The organism is Veillonella sp. AF13-2 (genome assembly GCF_003603295.1).
GTDB lineage: Bacteria > Bacillota > Negativicutes > Veillonellales > Veillonellaceae > Veillonella > Veillonella parvula_E.
Genome location: NZ_QTMT01000003.1, coordinates 302597 through 319004, shown reverse-complemented (window position 1 = coordinate 319004; position 16408 = coordinate 302597). Strand labels below are relative to the sequence as shown.

At 36.1% G+C, this 16408-nt stretch carries 15 protein-coding genes; 6 read left to right on the top strand and 9 right to left on the bottom strand.

The features are described 5' to 3' along the window. Nucleotides 1–298 precede the first annotated feature (298 nt). Both DWV85_RS07310 and DWV85_RS07305 read right to left on the bottom strand, forming a co-directional pair. Entirely contained in the window at nucleotides 299–1474 is a 1176-nt protein-coding gene (locus DWV85_RS07310) for an MBL fold metallo-hydrolase (RefSeq protein WP_123138436.1), read from the bottom strand. Nucleotides 1475–1483: 9 nt separating this feature from the next. Further along, complete coding sequence (locus tag DWV85_RS07305; protein ID WP_123138435.1) at nucleotides 1484–2566, bottom strand: hypothetical protein; 1083 nt, start codon at nucleotides 2564–2566, stop codon at nucleotides 1484–1486. Nucleotides 2567–2903: 337 nt separating this feature from the next. Between DWV85_RS07305 and DWV85_RS07300 the strand changes: the two genes are divergently transcribed. Then, nucleotides 2904–4133, top strand: a complete 1230-nt coding sequence (locus tag DWV85_RS07300; protein ID WP_123138434.1) for an LL-diaminopimelate aminotransferase — start codon at nucleotides 2904–2906, stop codon at nucleotides 4131–4133. A 253-nt stretch (nucleotides 4134–4386) separates the two neighbouring features. Here DWV85_RS07300 and DWV85_RS07295 read toward each other — a convergent pair whose 3' ends face one another. Continuing rightward, nucleotides 4387–6609, bottom strand: coding sequence for an autotransporter outer membrane beta-barrel domain-containing protein (locus DWV85_RS07295; protein ID WP_123138433.1), 2223 nt, complete (start codon nucleotides 6607–6609; stop codon nucleotides 4387–4389). A gap of 291 nt (nucleotides 6610–6900) precedes the next feature. On the opposite strand from DWV85_RS07295, the gene DWV85_RS07290 reads away from it, so the two are divergent. The 4 genes from DWV85_RS07290 to DWV85_RS07275 all read left to right on the top strand — a co-directional run bounded on the left by DWV85_RS07290 (nucleotide 6901) and on the right by DWV85_RS07275 (nucleotide 10972). Further along, a complete protein-coding gene (locus DWV85_RS07290) occupies nucleotides 6901–7872 on the top strand; it encodes a diaminopimelate dehydrogenase (RefSeq protein WP_008602878.1) in 972 nt (323 codons plus the stop codon). 205 nt (nucleotides 7873–8077) lie between these two features. After that, entirely contained in the window at nucleotides 8078–9178 is a 1101-nt protein-coding gene (locus DWV85_RS07285) for an ABC transporter substrate-binding protein (protein ID WP_123138432.1), read from the top strand. Between the two features lie 13 nt (nucleotides 9179–9191). Further along, nucleotides 9192–10199 (top strand): iron ABC transporter permease, encoded by a 1008-nt coding sequence (locus DWV85_RS07280; RefSeq protein ID WP_008602881.1) that lies wholly within the window; start codon nucleotides 9192–9194, stop codon nucleotides 10197–10199. After that, nucleotides 10196–10972, top strand: coding sequence for an ABC transporter ATP-binding protein (locus DWV85_RS07275; protein ID WP_008602883.1), 777 nt, complete (start codon nucleotides 10196–10198; stop codon nucleotides 10970–10972). The genes DWV85_RS07280 and DWV85_RS07275 overlap by 4 nt, the downstream gene beginning before the upstream one ends. 170 nt (nucleotides 10973–11142) lie before the next feature. Here the strand turns inward: DWV85_RS07275 and DWV85_RS07270 are convergent, their stop codons facing one another. Further along, complete coding sequence (locus DWV85_RS07270; RefSeq protein ID WP_123138431.1) at nucleotides 11143–12315, bottom strand: class I SAM-dependent methyltransferase; 1173 nt, start codon at nucleotides 12313–12315, stop codon at nucleotides 11143–11145. Nucleotides 12316–12668: 353 nt separating this feature from the next. Here DWV85_RS07270 and ychF point away from each other — a divergent pair, with 353 nt between their 5' ends. After that, the gene (gene ychF / locus DWV85_RS07265; protein WP_123138430.1) at nucleotides 12669–13775 is read left to right on the top strand and encodes a redox-regulated ATPase YchF; all 1107 of its coding nucleotides are present in this window, start codon (nucleotides 12669–12671) and stop codon (nucleotides 13773–13775) included. Nucleotides 13776–13852: 77 nt separating this feature from the next. Here ychF and DWV85_RS07260 read toward each other — a convergent pair whose 3' ends face one another. From DWV85_RS07260 to yedF, 5 genes are all read right to left on the bottom strand, one after another. After that, on the bottom strand, nucleotides 13853–14089 hold the full coding sequence (locus DWV85_RS07260) for a CsbD family protein (protein WP_004693815.1): 237 nt from the start codon (nucleotides 14087–14089) through the stop codon (nucleotides 13853–13855). A gap of 78 nt (nucleotides 14090–14167) precedes the next feature. Then, nucleotides 14168–14407: a GlsB/YeaQ/YmgE family stress response membrane protein gene (locus DWV85_RS07255; RefSeq protein ID WP_004693817.1), complete on the bottom strand. Its 240-nt coding sequence runs from the start codon at nucleotides 14405–14407 to the stop codon at nucleotides 14168–14170. 157 nt (nucleotides 14408–14564) lie between these two features. Beyond that, nucleotides 14565–15272 (bottom strand): NAD(P)H-dependent oxidoreductase, encoded by a 708-nt coding sequence (locus DWV85_RS07250; protein WP_123138429.1) that lies wholly within the window; start codon nucleotides 15270–15272, stop codon nucleotides 14565–14567. A 118-nt stretch (nucleotides 15273–15390) separates the two neighbouring features. Next, nucleotides 15391–15648, bottom strand: a complete 258-nt coding sequence (locus DWV85_RS07245; protein WP_004697984.1) for a DUF3343 domain-containing protein — start codon at nucleotides 15646–15648, stop codon at nucleotides 15391–15393. Between the two features lie 124 nt (nucleotides 15649–15772). Next, nucleotides 15773–16375: a sulfurtransferase-like selenium metabolism protein YedF gene (gene yedF / locus DWV85_RS07240; RefSeq protein ID WP_008715410.1), complete on the bottom strand. Its 603-nt coding sequence runs from the start codon at nucleotides 16373–16375 to the stop codon at nucleotides 15773–15775. Between the last annotated feature and the right edge of the window lie 33 nt (nucleotides 16376–16408).

The window sequence follows — 16408 nt, the reverse complement described above, 5'->3', positions numbered from 1 at the left end:
CGCACTATAATATGTATTCATTTAGATTATATCAGAAATAAAATTAATGCTATATAAAGTTTTGATTTTTTCAATAAAAAAGCGTAGTAAAATACTACGCAATAATTGGTCTATAGTAATATCACTCTTTGCACTATTCAAATAGTATAAAGACAAAAGCCTAACGCAACAGAGTATTCAAAATACTCGCACGCTAGGCAACCCTTAAAAAGTATTTATAAGATGAGCCTAACGCTACCACACGTCGATGGCTCTCTTTTTATTTATTATACAACATAAATAGAATTTCTTAAAGGAATTATATGATAAATGGCTCTTTATCATTAACGACATAAACATTTCTATTAGGCAGTATTCTCTTTAGTTTTTCAGGGATATCAGTATGAACCGGAATAACAATATCAGGATCAACCATTTCTATGAACTGAACTAAATCGTCCTTTGAGACATGACCACTAGCATGACATATATAAGATGGATATGTATCTAACAATTCTTTCAATGCTAAATTCTCCTCAATATATCCTGTCCACATGGAATATATAATACGTACATCATCTTTAGGGAACTCTTTAATTTTAGAAATAAAATTTTCTGTCCCTCTTACTAAGGATACAAATCCATGTTCCATATAGTATTTAGGATACCTTCCTTTATCAATAACTAATGGGCTATCATGTCTACGATACAAAGAACTTTCATAATATACATTATTAATCACAGTATCTAATATTCTTTTCTGATAAGCATCACAAATGAGTACTTTATCAGTTGGCATATTCTGCCAAATCCCCATAATACGGTCAATATTCGTAGAGGAACACATAACAAAAACATATTTCCCATCTTGAATATATGAAGAAATATCGTCTAATACTGTGGCTTCAGATATACAATCATCTGCGTCTCTAGACAATGAGGTGCCCTCTGTAATTAATACATCAACCTCACCTATATAGGTGTTAACTAATTTGTCTAATACGTGATGGCGCAACCCATGCATCCGGAAATCACCTGTATATAAAACACGTTTACCTTCTGCTTCAATGACAAACATATAACTATCAATAGCACTATGGTCTATAACCAAAGGTCTAATGCGTATGTCGCCAATAGAAAAAGCTTCTCCTCCACGAAATGTATTAGCACCTAATAGTCGTAAGTATAAATCTTTGTCTTGATATTCAGCACCTATTAGAGCGATTTCCTTGCTTAACTCACCCATATATAATGGAACGTCTGGTATTGTAGAGGTTAATTGGCCTAAATGATCCATATGATAATGAGAAATCACAATACCGTCACAATCCGGCTTTCCTTTTGTAACGCCGTCTATATCCAGATTTATAGGTGTGTACTTTTCATCTAAACTTAATTCATTACCAAAATCTAACATAATGCAAGTAGATGCTGTACTAATTTCTATAGCACTACCACCAATCTGATGTGTGCCACGATGAACAACAATATTCATATTCAACCTTTACTTAGAAATGGTAAGCAATGTTTCTGCTCGATATAAACGATCTAAACTTTCTGACCAATTATCTACTTTATTTTTATAAGGTGCTTTACTTACTTTTTGAGCTTGTAATACAACAAAACGAATTTGTTTTAATTCAGGCTCTTGTTTCAAAATATTTTCACATAAATTTCGTAACTGCTTACGTTTGCCAGAATCTATCAGTTCTTTGCATTCTTTAAACTGTTGTGACACAACAGTTTTGGATGGATAACTATCTTCCGTTACTGCCTTTGAATCAATACGAAGCATCAAATTAGTTTCTATTCCACCGTCATCTTTGGTACAAGATTTTTCATCAAACAAAATGACTAGCTCAGCTTCATTCGTATATTTATATTCAGGTAATTTCTTTAAATCCTGTATACCATCATGGCTGACAGCAGATTCAATCTGTTTTATATCAAGCAACTTATAATATGTATATGCCTCTAAAACGCATCGTAGTAAAGTTTCCTCACTGCCAGAAGGTCGATATTTTAATTCAATTACAGAATAACAATCGTCATCAGTGTTATAGCCTAATAAATCTATTTTTCCGTAAGAATCATTTTGTGTCACCTTTAATGGTGTTTGATAATCAAAGATATAGCCTAATCCATCAACCTCACGTTGATAAAACAACAATTTCGCTAAAATTTCTTCTTTACGATTTGTGCCTTGCAGCTTTTTCATATCTACTATTTCGGAAGGAGAATGATTTGTATCAAAATGATTAGGTCGTACTGGCTTTAAGTCTGTCCATGCACTTAAAAGATTTTTTGATAAAAGAGTACTGGCAATAACTTCACTATAGCGATTTTTGTCCGCTTGCGACGTTCCTTGTACATAGCCTTTATAATTTACAATAGATGCCTTATAAAAGTTTGCTGCAAATCTTTTTATATCCCCATCGTTATCTTTTTGTTTTACTTTTTTTATATTAACAGTATCTTCTGTTGTATCGTTCTTAGATTGCCCAAAAAGGGTTTCAAACTCATCAAATTTATCTTTTCGATTAATACCTTTACAAATAAATTCATATACCTCTTTAGACTTTAACATTATAAATGCCTCCCTTAATAGCAATTTACCTCACTGCACATAACTACTAAAACTACCCCATATCATACACAATAGATCAATGTATTATTATAAATTCATTATATCAACTGTCTTTTTATGAGTAAATAATGAAGAAATTAAATTCTATGCGAATACTATCTTCCTATATTTCTACTTTAATACAATCAACGAGTAATAAATTCCTCATATTATAATCTTTTATACTAAAAACATTTACACTATTTAGATTAAGGAAAAATTCTATAGAAAATCCTTGCGTCATTATTCTATATAATTTACTATATATAGAGAAATCTGATTATAAAAAGGAGTCATCATGGCTAATATCAATGAAAACTACTTAAACCTACAAGGTTCTTATTTATTCGCTAATATTGCTAAAAAGGTAAATGAGTACCAAACTGCTCATCCAGATGCAGATATTATTCGTCTTGGTATCGGCGATGTTACATTACCTCTTGCTCCAGCAATTATCGATGCTATGAGTAAAGCTGTTCAAGAAATGGGAAAAGCAGAAACATTCCGAGGTTATGGTCCTGAACAAGGATATGATTTCTTACGTCAAGCTATTGTTGATGGCGATTACAAACCATTAGGCGTAGATATCGCTATTGACGAAGTATTCGTTTCCGATGGTGCAAAATCTGACGTTGGTAATATCCAAGAGTTATTCAGCGAAGATAACATCATTGCTATCACAGATCCTGTGTACCCAGTATACTTAGACTCCAACGTTATGGGTGGTCGTACTGGCGAAGCTGTAGATGGCATCTTCCAAAAGGTTGTATACCTCCCTACTTACGCAGAAAATAACTTCTCTCCAGAATTCCCTTCTGAACATGTAGACATCGTATACCTTTGCTCACCTAACAATCCAACCGGTACTGTTTTGAGCCGTGCTCGTTTAGCAGAATGGATCAAATGGTGTAAAGATAATGATGCCATTTTGATGTTTGACTCCGCTTACGAAGCTTTCATCAGCACAGAAGACACTGTAAAATCTATCTATGAAATCGAAGGTGCTCGTGAAGTAGCTATCGAGTTCCGGTCCTTCTCCAAAACTGCAGGTTTCACTGGTACACGTTGTGCTTACGCCGTAGTACCTAAAGAGGTAACTGGCAAAACTAAATCTGGTGAACGCCAACCGCTAAACCCTATGTGGAACCGTCGTCAATGCACTAAATTCAATGGTGTTCCTTACATCATTCAACGTGGTGCAGAAGCAGTATACACAAAAGAAGGACGTGAACAAACACGTGCAAACATTGCGTACTATAAAGAAAATGCCCGCATCATCAAAGAAGGTCTTGAATCTATCGGCCTTACTGTATATGGCGGTGTGGACGCTCCATATATTTGGCTAAAAACGCCTGGCAACATGACTAGCTGGGAATTATTCGACATCTTGCTCGAACAAGTTCAAATCGTATCTACACCAGGCTCTGGCTTTGGCCCTCATGGTGAAGGTTACCTTCGTTTGACAGCATTTGGTAGCCGTGAAAATACAATTCGCGCCGTTGAAAGAATCAAAACATTACAATTCTAATATAATTATGTCTAGATTTAGGTTTAGATTTATATCTTGATTTATATTTAGATTACATTAAATCTGGATTATGTGATTTAAAATAGTTTATATCTATAAAACTAAAAGACCGATTACAGTCCTTCAATAGGAATGTAGTCGGTCTTTTTATATACCCTTACATATATGAATATTTAATTCTAGTATTCCTTAACACTATAGTACTAACAAATAACATCCCCATATTATTTGTGTCCGCTATATTTACCATTAATTAAAAGTTATGACGAATCCCTGCGTCAATACGATAGGAATTGTCTACGATAGCACCAAAGTTTTTAGTGAAAGTCCCATAAATATATGTATTAGGACGTACACTCCATGAACCACCTAACTCAAGATCTAACCATGTATCTTTAAGGTTCACTTCACTGCCTGTAGTTGGCTCACCGGTCATGCTATAAGTAGCTTTCATTTTACCAGAGAATTCATGCGCTAATGCTACTTTGAGGAAAAGGTTGCTATTCTTACTTTCCTTGCCAATGCCTACACCAATACGACCAATAACGGAGTTTACCGCATCAGAGTTAATATGCACTGTGCTACCTGTATTTGTACGAGCATCAAAGTTTACACCAGACAATCGACTAACCGTCAATTCTGCGTTAGGATCGATGTAAAAACCATTGTCTTTCTTGATTCGTTTACCATATTCAACGCTCAAAGAGGTACCTGTATTGTGGTAATCTCCGCTCAAACTTGTACCCAAGCTATTGCGTACAGTGAAATCATTTTTCAAACGACTTACTTTACCAATCACATCCAAATAACGACCATCATTATATTGTTTTGCACCGTATAATGCTAAACCTGCGGTTTTACCGGATCCAGAACCTAAAGCGTAATCGCTATTGCTTGTACCATATAACAAGGCCCCACCAATAGTCCAATCGCCACGCAATGTGTCATAGCCTACTTGTGCCATGTTATAGGTTTGATTTACATAGGCGCTGTCCGTAATTTTAGATTTACCACCGATGTATTTTCCCCATACACCATGCTTATTGGAGTTGAGTCGCACATCACCGAGGCGACGTTGTAAATCATTCGTATCGGCTCTCATTTGCATCACAGAGGAGGCTAACGCACTCTTAGCACCAGAAACAACTTCGCTTTCACGAGCTGTCACAACCGCTTGGTCAGTAATACTAGGTTTCCCATCAACAGTAAAGCTATCTGTACCAAGCTTAGTGGAATATGCAGGGCTAATAAGGCCTGAATCGACTTGAACATTCACATTTAAATTACGTTCACCCTTGGTAAAGCCGGTATATGTTAATTTATTAGCCAACTGCTGCAAAGTACCTCTTGAGTTATCTACATTTACAGACCCTTTAAGTGCATCTACCGAACTGCGCATAGTCACAGAAGAACCTTTATCAGCATGGTTGATAACGACTTTGCCCTTACCTTGTGCAGTCGCAGGGGCTCCTTTTTCATAGTCGATAGCTGCATGACCAGCATAGTTGTTAATAGTAATAGGTCGTGGATCTACGGCTTGGATAATACCTTGACTATTTATATCTTTACCACCAATAAAATGTTCTACACGACTACCTGTATATAAATAGTTTGCATTATTAGGACGACCTTGTGTAGGATATACGCGTTCAGCTCCTAGCCATTCATTGCGCCAAGTCGCACCATTTTGTAAGTATAATCGCAAACCACCATGGTACGGATTGTTGTTGCTTTCATCAAATTCATTAAGTACGCCCCCTACCAATTTAGAATTTGGTGTTGTTAAACCTAAAGAAATTTCAGATCCATGGTTATGTGGATTCTTGTCGATACCATAGTTTTTATCTAAAAATCCTATATTACCATACATCTTCACATCATTCGTTCCCGGATGTAAGCCATCCATACCTGTATTTACATAAACAAAACCTTCTTCAGATAATGCAGAATAGGTATCAGAGGTATCTAAAGGATATGTTTTTATATCAGCCCCACCTAGTATGCGAATATATCCATCTTTATTAGCTTGCAAACCAACGCCAACAGCATCGACTTTAGCATTACCCTTTACGGTAATTCGAGTATCATCGTTATTTCCATCATTAGTAAGTCCACCATAACCAGCATAGATACCGCTCATATAATAATGTGCCAAATCAGGTCTACGTTTCGCACCACTTTCTGCAGGTGCTGGGTTTTTAACTGTTACAGTTACATTTTTATCGATAGCAACTTGTGTCCCATCAAGGGCATAAATACCTGTAACATTATTATGATATTTTGTTCCATTTACACCTAAACCTGATACATTAACAGTTAAGTCATCTGTATAATGTCTCTTTTCCCCCCACAAATTAAGACCAATGGATTTCCCATCTGTATGACTTTCCACAGTTGTGGCTGATACCATGGTAAAAGCATTAGCCCCTGTTACGATTAATGCAGCAATAACAGCAGCTTTTACATTTCTTCTCATGTTATACCTCCTTAACACTTCAACTATGAACATAACTAGCTAATATAACCAATTTAATTGTATCTAGATTCAGGGTATATGTGTCAATTTCTACTCAAATGATTTTTTATTTGTCCCCTATAACAACACGATATATATCGATACAGTTGTGCACAAATTACTTGTTTAAATTAGATATTAATTATTTTCTATACCCTCTAATAAATTCTATAGAAAAATATTAAAAGCTATTAATTTTATGCTATAATAAATATGTTAATTATTAAATTTCAACTTATATAGGAGGCTAATATGAATATTCGTATTGGTATCGTTGGTTATGGCAACTTAGCTCGTGGCGTAGAAGCATCTGTTCAGTTACAACCTGATATGGAGCTCATCGGCGTATTTTCTCGCCGTCAAGGTATTGAAACTGTATCTGGTGTACCTACTTACACGATGGAAGATATTCCTAACTTTAAAGGCAAAATCGATGTAATGGTTCTTTGCGGTGGTTCTGCAACAGATCTTATCGAACAAACACCGATGGTAACAAAATACTTTAACTGTATCGATTCCTTCGATACACATGCACGTATTCCTGAACACTTCGCTAATGTAGATAAAGTAGCTAAAGAGGCCAAAACTGCTACATTAATTTCTTGTGGTTGGGATCCAGGCATGTTCTCTTTGCAACGCGTTTACGCGGAAGCAATCTTACCAAAAGGTAAATCCTACACATTCTGGGGTCGCGGTGTATCCCAAGGTCATTCCGATGCCATTCGCCGTATCGATGGTGTTCTTGATGCTCGTCAATATACTGTGCCTAAAGAACAATACCTAGAAGCTATCCGTAACGGCGAAACTCCAGATGTTGATGGCTATAAAGGTCACCTTCGTGAGTGCTATGTAGTAGCGGCTCCTGATGCGGACAAAGCTAAAATCGAAAACGAAATCAAAACTATGGAAAACTACTTCGTAGGCTATGAAACTGTAGTCAACTTCATTTCCCAAGAAGAACTTGATCGCGACCACAAAGGCATTCCACATGGTGGCTTCGTTCTTCGCTCTGGTGAAAGTACAGAAGGCACACGTCACGTTATTGAGTACTCCTTGAAACTTGACTCTAACCCTGAATTCACAGGCTCTGCACTTGTTGCTTACGCTCGTGGTCTCTACCGACTTGCTAAACACGGCGGCACAGGTTGCTATACAGTATTCGACATTCCACCGGCTTGGATTTCCACACAATCTGCTGAAGAATTAAGAGCACATTCTCTATAATAGAGTGAGGTCCTCATAAACTTAATAGATGAGGGCCTTTTTTATACCCAAAAAATACTATTAGAAACTCTATTACCGGATATTTTCTACATATTTTAACTTTATAATATTCTTCTATATGTATATAAAAATTAGGAATTAGAAGTTTATTTTTTTAAATGCTAAGATAAATTTATTTAATTTATATCCATCATGGAGGTGCCGTATGAAACTGAAAAATTTTATACACAATAGTCTTATAGCAGGATTATTAATATGTCCTCTACTATTTGCCGGTTGTACCAATTCTGTTGGTCCAAACGATAAACCCAACGATAATATAAAAGTCGTTACAGATTTAACCGGTACAGACGTATCTATGAAGAAAGAAATTAATCGTATCGCTATCGTCCCTATCCCTTGGACCTCTATTGTATATGCAGTTGATGGTAGCGATAAAAAAATAGTAGGTATCCATCCATCAGCTAAAAAATCATATGAAGCCAGTATATTTAAGACGTTAGCGCCTGATTTAGAAAATGTTAACTCATCATTTGTAGACAACAATTTCAATGTTAATTTTGAAGAAGTTGCTAAGCTAAAGCCTGATGTTGTCATCATTTGGGATTATCAACCAGAAGTAGCAAAAAAACTTAAAGAGCTAGGTATACCTGCTGTATCCATAAAGTATGGAACATTGGAAGATATTCAAAACGGAATTCGTCTATTAGGGAAGATTCTAGATAAGCCGGAACAAGCTGAAGCCTTAATCTCATACCATAAAGATTCAGAAGCATATTTTAAACAAAAAAATGCTTCTGCGTTACCAAATAAGCCAAAAGTATTATATTTACAAAATAAGAATTTAACTGTCGCAGGGAACAAATCTGTCAACCAACTCATGATTACTATGACAGGTGGTGAAAATGCTGCAAAAGATACAAAAGGTAGCTGGACTAAAGTCTCAATGGAAGAAATCATGACCTGGGATCCCGATATAATTATATTAAGCAACTTTGATTCTATTACACCTGATGATATTTATCAGGATAAGCTTGAAGGTCAAAATTGGAGTAACATAAAAGCTGTAAAAACGCATCGAGTTTATAAAGCACCTATGGGAATCTATCGTTGGGATGCACCTAATGTAGAAACACCATTAATGATGAAATGGATGGGACAACTCATTCAACCTGACACTTTTAATGACTATATATTACGTGACGATTTAAAACAATTTTACAGTACCTTCTACCACTATAATCTCACAGATAGTGAAATTAATACCATCTTAAATACTTCTATAAATAACACTCCCACATTTTAACTAAGGAGTACTCATGAGCTCTCAAAATAAATATCTAGTTATATTTTTCTGCCTTTTAGTATTTCTCGCTCTTACTGTATTAGTATCCTTGATGACTGGACGATATATGCTAATGCCTACACAAGTTATAAATATTTTATCAAACGGAAACTCTGCCGCTGCATTTGATATGGAATCCGCCGTAATTTGGAATCTTCGTATTCCTCGAATTTTACTAAACATACTTGTTGGTGGGGCCCTTGCAATTGCTGGTACCGTTTTTCAAGGTATTTTCAGAAATCCATTAGTCAGTCCGGATATATTAGGTGTTAGTTCCGGTGCAGCCTTTGGCGCTGCACTGGGAATATTAATTTCTGGAATAAATATATATGCTACGGGATTTGCACTTATCTTTGGTATTGTCAGTGTTTGCCTCACATATAGTCTAGCTCGACTAAGGAACCAAATCACGTCATTATCACTGGTTTTATCAGGAATGATTGTTTCTGCTATTTTCGGAGCATTAATAGCTCTAATTAAATATGTAGCTGACCCGTATGACAAATTACCAGCAATTACATATTGGTTAATGGGTAGTTTTTCTACAGCTTCCTACGAAAATGTTTCACTCGTCTCTATTCCTATCATCTTTGGATGCGCTGTACTATACTTCCTACGTTGGAAAATCAATATTCTCTCTATGGGAGATGAAGAAGCTACAGCACTCGGGGTAAATCCTTTTAAGTTACGCCTAATTATCATTGCTATGGCCACGTTAATAACTGCAGCTTGCGTAACCATCACAGGAATTATCGGTTGGGTAGGACTTGTCATTCCACATATTTGTCGCATGTTAATAGGTGTAGATCATCAGAAACTACTTCCTATCTCCATCATTGTCGGAGCTATTTTCATGATTATCGTGGATTTAATCGCACGCTCAGCTATTGCTGCAGAAATACCAATAGGAATAATCACCGCCTTAGTAGGGGCCCCATTCTTTGCTTGTCTTTTTTACCGTACACGAGGTGATTGGAAATGATTTTTGAATTGAGAAACGGCTCATTTGCTTATAATAAAAAAGATTATATTTTCAAAGACATTTCTTTCACAATAAAATCGGGCGAAATATTGACTATTTTAGGCAGGAACGGGATTGGAAAAACAACATTAGTAAAATGTATCTCCCGTATACAGCAGTTGCAAGAAGGCAACATATACATAAATAATAAACTAGTTAGTCCCCATGATAATGCTCCTATTGGCTATGTTCCGCAAGCAAGAGAGTTATCATTTCCTTATACGGTAGAAGAAATCGTATTAATGGGACGCAGTAGACATATTGGTATGTTTTCTGTACCTACAGATAAAGACTATGAAATAGTCCACTCTGTCCTAAAAAGAATAGGTATTTCCTCACTCGCTTCCAAAATAGCATCAAGCTTAAGTGGAGGTCAGTTGCAATTGGCATTTATTGCCAGAGCACTAGCGAGTGAACCGCAACTGCTCATTATGGACGAACCAGAATCACATTTAGATTTTAAAAATCAGTATACCATGCTTTCACTTATTCGAAACATCGTAGATGAATCTAATCTTGCTTGCATTATGAACACACATTATCCTGATCATGCACTTCAAATATCTGATAAAACTTTAATGCTAAAACCTAATAACTATATTTTAGGTACCACCAAGAATACTGTAACAGAAAATAATCTGAATGATTTCTTTGATGTTCGTACCAAAATCATTGTAGGAAAAGAGGATAATAAATCCTATTCAGGGTTTATAGTACTTGGCACTAAAGAATGATAAAGTTCTTTTACAATTATATATGATATTCATTCAATAAAATTTTTAACGAAACTTACAGAACGTGCTTTCGGTAATCTACAAATATAAAATAGTTACAATGCCGCTAATTAAAAGAGACCATCTTAAGATGGTCTCTTTTTTGTCCTATAAACTTTTTTTACACTTACTTAATACCAACGTGTTAATGGCAACTCGTTCGTAACACCTTTTGTCATCAGAATTTGATGCAAGTCCATATTACCGATGTAGAAACCTGCCGCACATCCACAAAGATACAGATCCCACATGCGTACGAATTCACTGCCTCGTTTCGCTTCTACTTGCTCACGGACGCCTTGGAAATTGTTATACCAATGCATTAAAGTCTTATAATAGTGATACCGCAAACTTTCAACATCGATGACATTCATATCATAGTCATAAGCGAGGCTGACCATTTCGCGAAGGGACGGCAAACATCCGCCCGGGAAGATATATTTACGAATCCAGGCACTTGTTTCCTTTTCAGAAGGATCACTGATGTAGTGAAGCAGGAACAAACCACCGTCTTTAAGCATATCCGATGCGTCCTCCATATACAGAGGAAAATTAGGCCGACCTACATGTTCAAGCATGCCGATGCTGACAATACGGTCAAAGGTACGCCTGGAAGCTGCTACGTCGCGATAATCTATAAGTTCAATCTCAACCTGTCCTTCAAAACCATATTCTTTAATGCGTTCCTGTCCTTTTTTCCATTGTTCTTCGGAAAGAGTACACCCATAGCCCTTAACCCCATATTTACGAGCCGCTTCAATGAGAAGGAATCCCCATCCGCAACCAATATCAAGTAAAGTCATACCCTCTTTTAAGTACAATTTATCGAGAATATGATGAACCTTTTGATATTGCGCATCTTTGAGACTATCATTCTCATGCTTAAAATACGCACAGGAATAGCTCATGGTTTCATCGAGCCACAATTTATAGAATTCATTGCCTAAATCATAATGGGAAGATACTTGTTGTTTTTGATCTTTCTTTTTAAGACCTGCATTAAAGAGCGAGCTAAGTACCTTACGATTGATAGAGTCCTTACCTACATGACCAAGGACTACACAAAGGGCTTTAAACAAATCCCCTTCAATTTCGATATCTTTACGCATATACGCTTCACCGAGGGCGAGTTCTGCGGATATTAACAAATCCTTCTTGGGAATATCGCGATTAACGATGACGGTAAACTCGGATTCTCCGTCACCGATTGTATATTCATTATCTCCAATTTTTACGGTAAAACAATGATCATTGAAACGTTCTAAATAATGGACTAAGAAACTATCAAATAGCTTGGAAAACATACTGAACTTCCTTTCCTATTAGCTTTCACTATATAGGTTTAAAAATATATTCATTAACATGATTGGATACATCCCATACCCTATTAATATATACACCTATAAATTATATCTATATAGTTACGGCGAATAAAAATCTATATTAATCCTATATTTTAATATGAACTTATCACATTATTTAAGTAATATATTTAACTCTATTTATATTATAGCACTTTGAAATAATCTATTTTATATTTATTGAGTAATTCCATCCTATTAGTATGGTATAATATTTATTTGATAAGGTTTATAACAAACTATTGCTATAAACTTTCACAAAGAACGAAATCAATTTGTTAATAAAAGGTGGTACCATGAGCACAAATTTAGAAGTAGGCATCGTAGGCCTTCCAAATGTTGGTAAAAGTACATTATTCAACGCTATCACAAAAGCGGGCGCTGAAGCTGCCAATTATCCATTCTGTACAATTGAACCTAATGTAGGTGTCGTTGACGTTCCAGATAATCGTTTAGCTGTATTGGCTGAAATGTTCGGTTCCAAACGCATCCTCCCTGCTGCTATGCGCTTCGTAGATATTGCTGGCCTCGTAGAAGGTGCATCCAAGGGCGAAGGTTTGGGTAATAAATTCCTTAGCCATATCCGCCAAGTAGATGCGATAGCACAAGTTATTCGTTGTTTCGATGACCCTAACATCACTCACGTTTCTGGCTCTATTGATCCAATTCGCGACATTGAAATCATTAATACTGAGCTCTGCCTAGCTGACCTTGAATCCGTAGAAAAACGAAAACAACGTATTGAAAAAATTGCTAAATCTGGCGACAAAGATGCACGTGCTGAATTACCATTGTTAGAACGCATCATCGAAGGTTTAGGTGAAGCAAAACCCGTTCGTGCACAAGGTCTTGATGAAGACGAATTGGAAATGATCAAAGAGTTGACATTGCTTACAGCAAAACCATCTCTTTATGTAGCCAATATTTCTGAAGATGAAGTATCTGATTATTCTGCCAACGAATATGTAAAACGCGTAGAGGAATATGCGAAAAACGAAGGCGCTGGTATCGTTGTTGTGTCCGCACGTATCGAGTCCGAAATTGCAGAGTTATCCGAAGAAGAATCCGCTGCATTCCTTGAAGATCTTGGCCTTGAAGAGTCTGGCTTAACTAAACTTATCAAAGCAAGTTATGCACTTTTAGGTCTTATCAATTACTTCACAGCTGGTGAAATGGAAGCTCGTGCTTGGACAATCGTAAATGGTACCAAAGCACCTCAAGCTGCTGGTAAAATTCACTCGGATATTGAAAAAGGCTTTATCCGCGCTGAAATTGTCTCCTTTGATGATCTACAAGCTTGCGGTAGCCAAAACGCGGCTAAAGAAAAAGGCCTTGTACGCCTTGAAGGTAAAGACTACGTTATGAAAGACGGCGATGTAACCCATTTCCGCTTCAATGTATAAACAAACTTATATAACAAAAACCAGTAAATCTCAGGATTTACTGGTTTTTTATTACTAATTATAACCTTTATATAATATTATTTATCGTCTTTATGAAGAACATTTTTGACGCCACTAATCGCACCATCTACAGCATCTTTAACATCTTCAGCTGCTTTTTTGAGATCTTCAGCAACATCATGTGCAGCATCTTTAACTTTTGCAGCTGTATTTTCTACAGCACCTTCTGCTTCCAATTTTTTGTCACCAGTTAATTTACCGGCATTTTCTTTTAATGCACCTTTAGCTTGATTTAATTTATCTTCTAATGCCATAATTATGAATCCTTTCATATGAAATCATGTTTAGTTATGTTAGCTATATATGTTAGCTATACTTTTAAAAATAGATTACTATCCCTTTTTCCCGAAGAAAAACGAAACAACAGCAACAACAATTACAGCGCCAAGAACAGAAGGAATTAATGCCATGCCAGCTAAGCTAGGACCCCATGTGCCAAATATTGCTTGACCCACGGACGAACCAACTAAACCAGCAACAACATTGGCAATAACGCCCATTGCTCCACCTTTGTTAGTGATGGCTCCCGCAAGAAAACCGATAAAACCACCAACAATAATTGACCATAACATACGATCACTCCTTCCTATTTAATCAATATATTTATAATATCCTACCAAATTATACGGGCTTTATAAATATAATAAATAATGTGTATATTTATAATATACCATTCATTTCTAAAGATTAGATGAAGAAATTCGATATGGTTATAAAAGTCGCAATCGATTAAACTACTGTAACAATTTCATTCATTGTGCGACGTGTTTTATTGCGATGCGGTTCTTCATCGCGATAACCAAAAGCAGCCATAACGGCAATACCAAAATGTTTTGTATCAAAGAGCCCTAGTTCATCACCTAAAAAAGCTGTCATCTTATCTTGATTAAAGCCTTCCAATGCACAGGAATCAAGACCTTCATAAGCAGCCATAGTCATCATGTTAGCCATTACAATATACGCTTGCTTAGAAGACCAATCAAAGGCAGCACGATCAGACTCAAATGTTTTATAGTCTTCAGTTGTGAACTGAGCATATTTTTCTTTATAAATAGCATCGACTTCAGCAGGTAATTGTTTCACCTCTTCTTGAATGTAGCGTACATAAGGGGAATCAAATTCCAAATCCACCTTTTTACGTGTTAAAAACACTACGAAATGACTCGCTTCAAGACCAGCTTGAATCCCCCAACCATAAGCTTTCATCTTTTCACGGATTTCAGGATTTTGAATAACTAATAATTGGTAAGCTTCAAAACCTAAGGAGGTTGGAGACAAGCGCGCCGCCGTTAAAATACCTTGCCAATCTTCATCAGAAATCTTTTCAGCGCTATCAAATTTCTTACATGCATAGCGATATGTCATAGCATATTCTAAATCTTTACGATCAAATTTAGGGGCTGTTAATTTTACATTTTCTATTTCATATTTACTCATATATACCTCCATAATTAATATCTGTAATTGATAAAATATATCATGTTTCTATAGTACCACACTCATCGTTCAAGTTATATGAAGATGGACACTAAAGTAAAAAAAGCCTAGACAACGTCTAGACTTTATACGGTACGGCTAGCTCTCCTTTTTCATACCAAAAGAAGCCAGACATACTAATTTTATGTTCTTTTAAAATGGTCTTTACTTGATCCACTATACTTGAGTCTATTGCAATAGATAAACCGCACATATCGTAAAGTTCTGGGGGTGTGGCCATCAACTGATGAGGCACATCTAACTCGGTTAATACTTTATCCGCTTTATCACCAAAATAATAGGATGTAAAAACGACAAGTAATTTTTTATTTTCCAATGCCTCACCTCTTACCAAAGTAGATACGATTAAATGTCTTTCATCTCAATGATTCATTTTAGAAATAAGAAATCTACTTTAAATCAGTAGCTCTAAATCGATATATCAAAATAAAATACTAATATTATAGCTTAACAATATTATCTCCAAGGATTGCATCTGTAATAGCGTACATATTAGTAATACTGCCTACGCCCAGCTTATCTTTTACACCGAAATAATCAAGACAAATGCCGCATGCTGCAATTTCTACACCAAGCTCAGCTAATTTCTTGATATTTTCCAAATGAACCGAATCATTGACTACCATCTTAACACTGCTATTGATGAAATAAATCTTAGAAGGCTTTACGTCAGCTTCAAGCATACATACCCAGAAGGTTTTCATCAAATTTCGGCCAAGCTCTTCACTACCTTCACCAAGATAATCCTTCGTCATCAAAATGACGCGATTTCCATAGTTCATAGGTTCACAACTTACTTCCGTTACCGAATTTGCATTTGGTGTCATAGTAAGATAAAAATCCTTGCCATCTTGGCGAATACCTACACCATAACCACGAGACTTACCAAACTTCTCTACATTATCGCGGCTCACTTCATTATCTACAATTGTAATAATAACAGCATTTGGATTCGCATCACTTACCTTCTTAGTTTCAATAACAGGTTTTGGACACAAGCTACCGCGCACATCTACCGTTAATTCCTTTGTATTGCTCATCATACACCTCTATATACATTATATAATTTGTGAAAG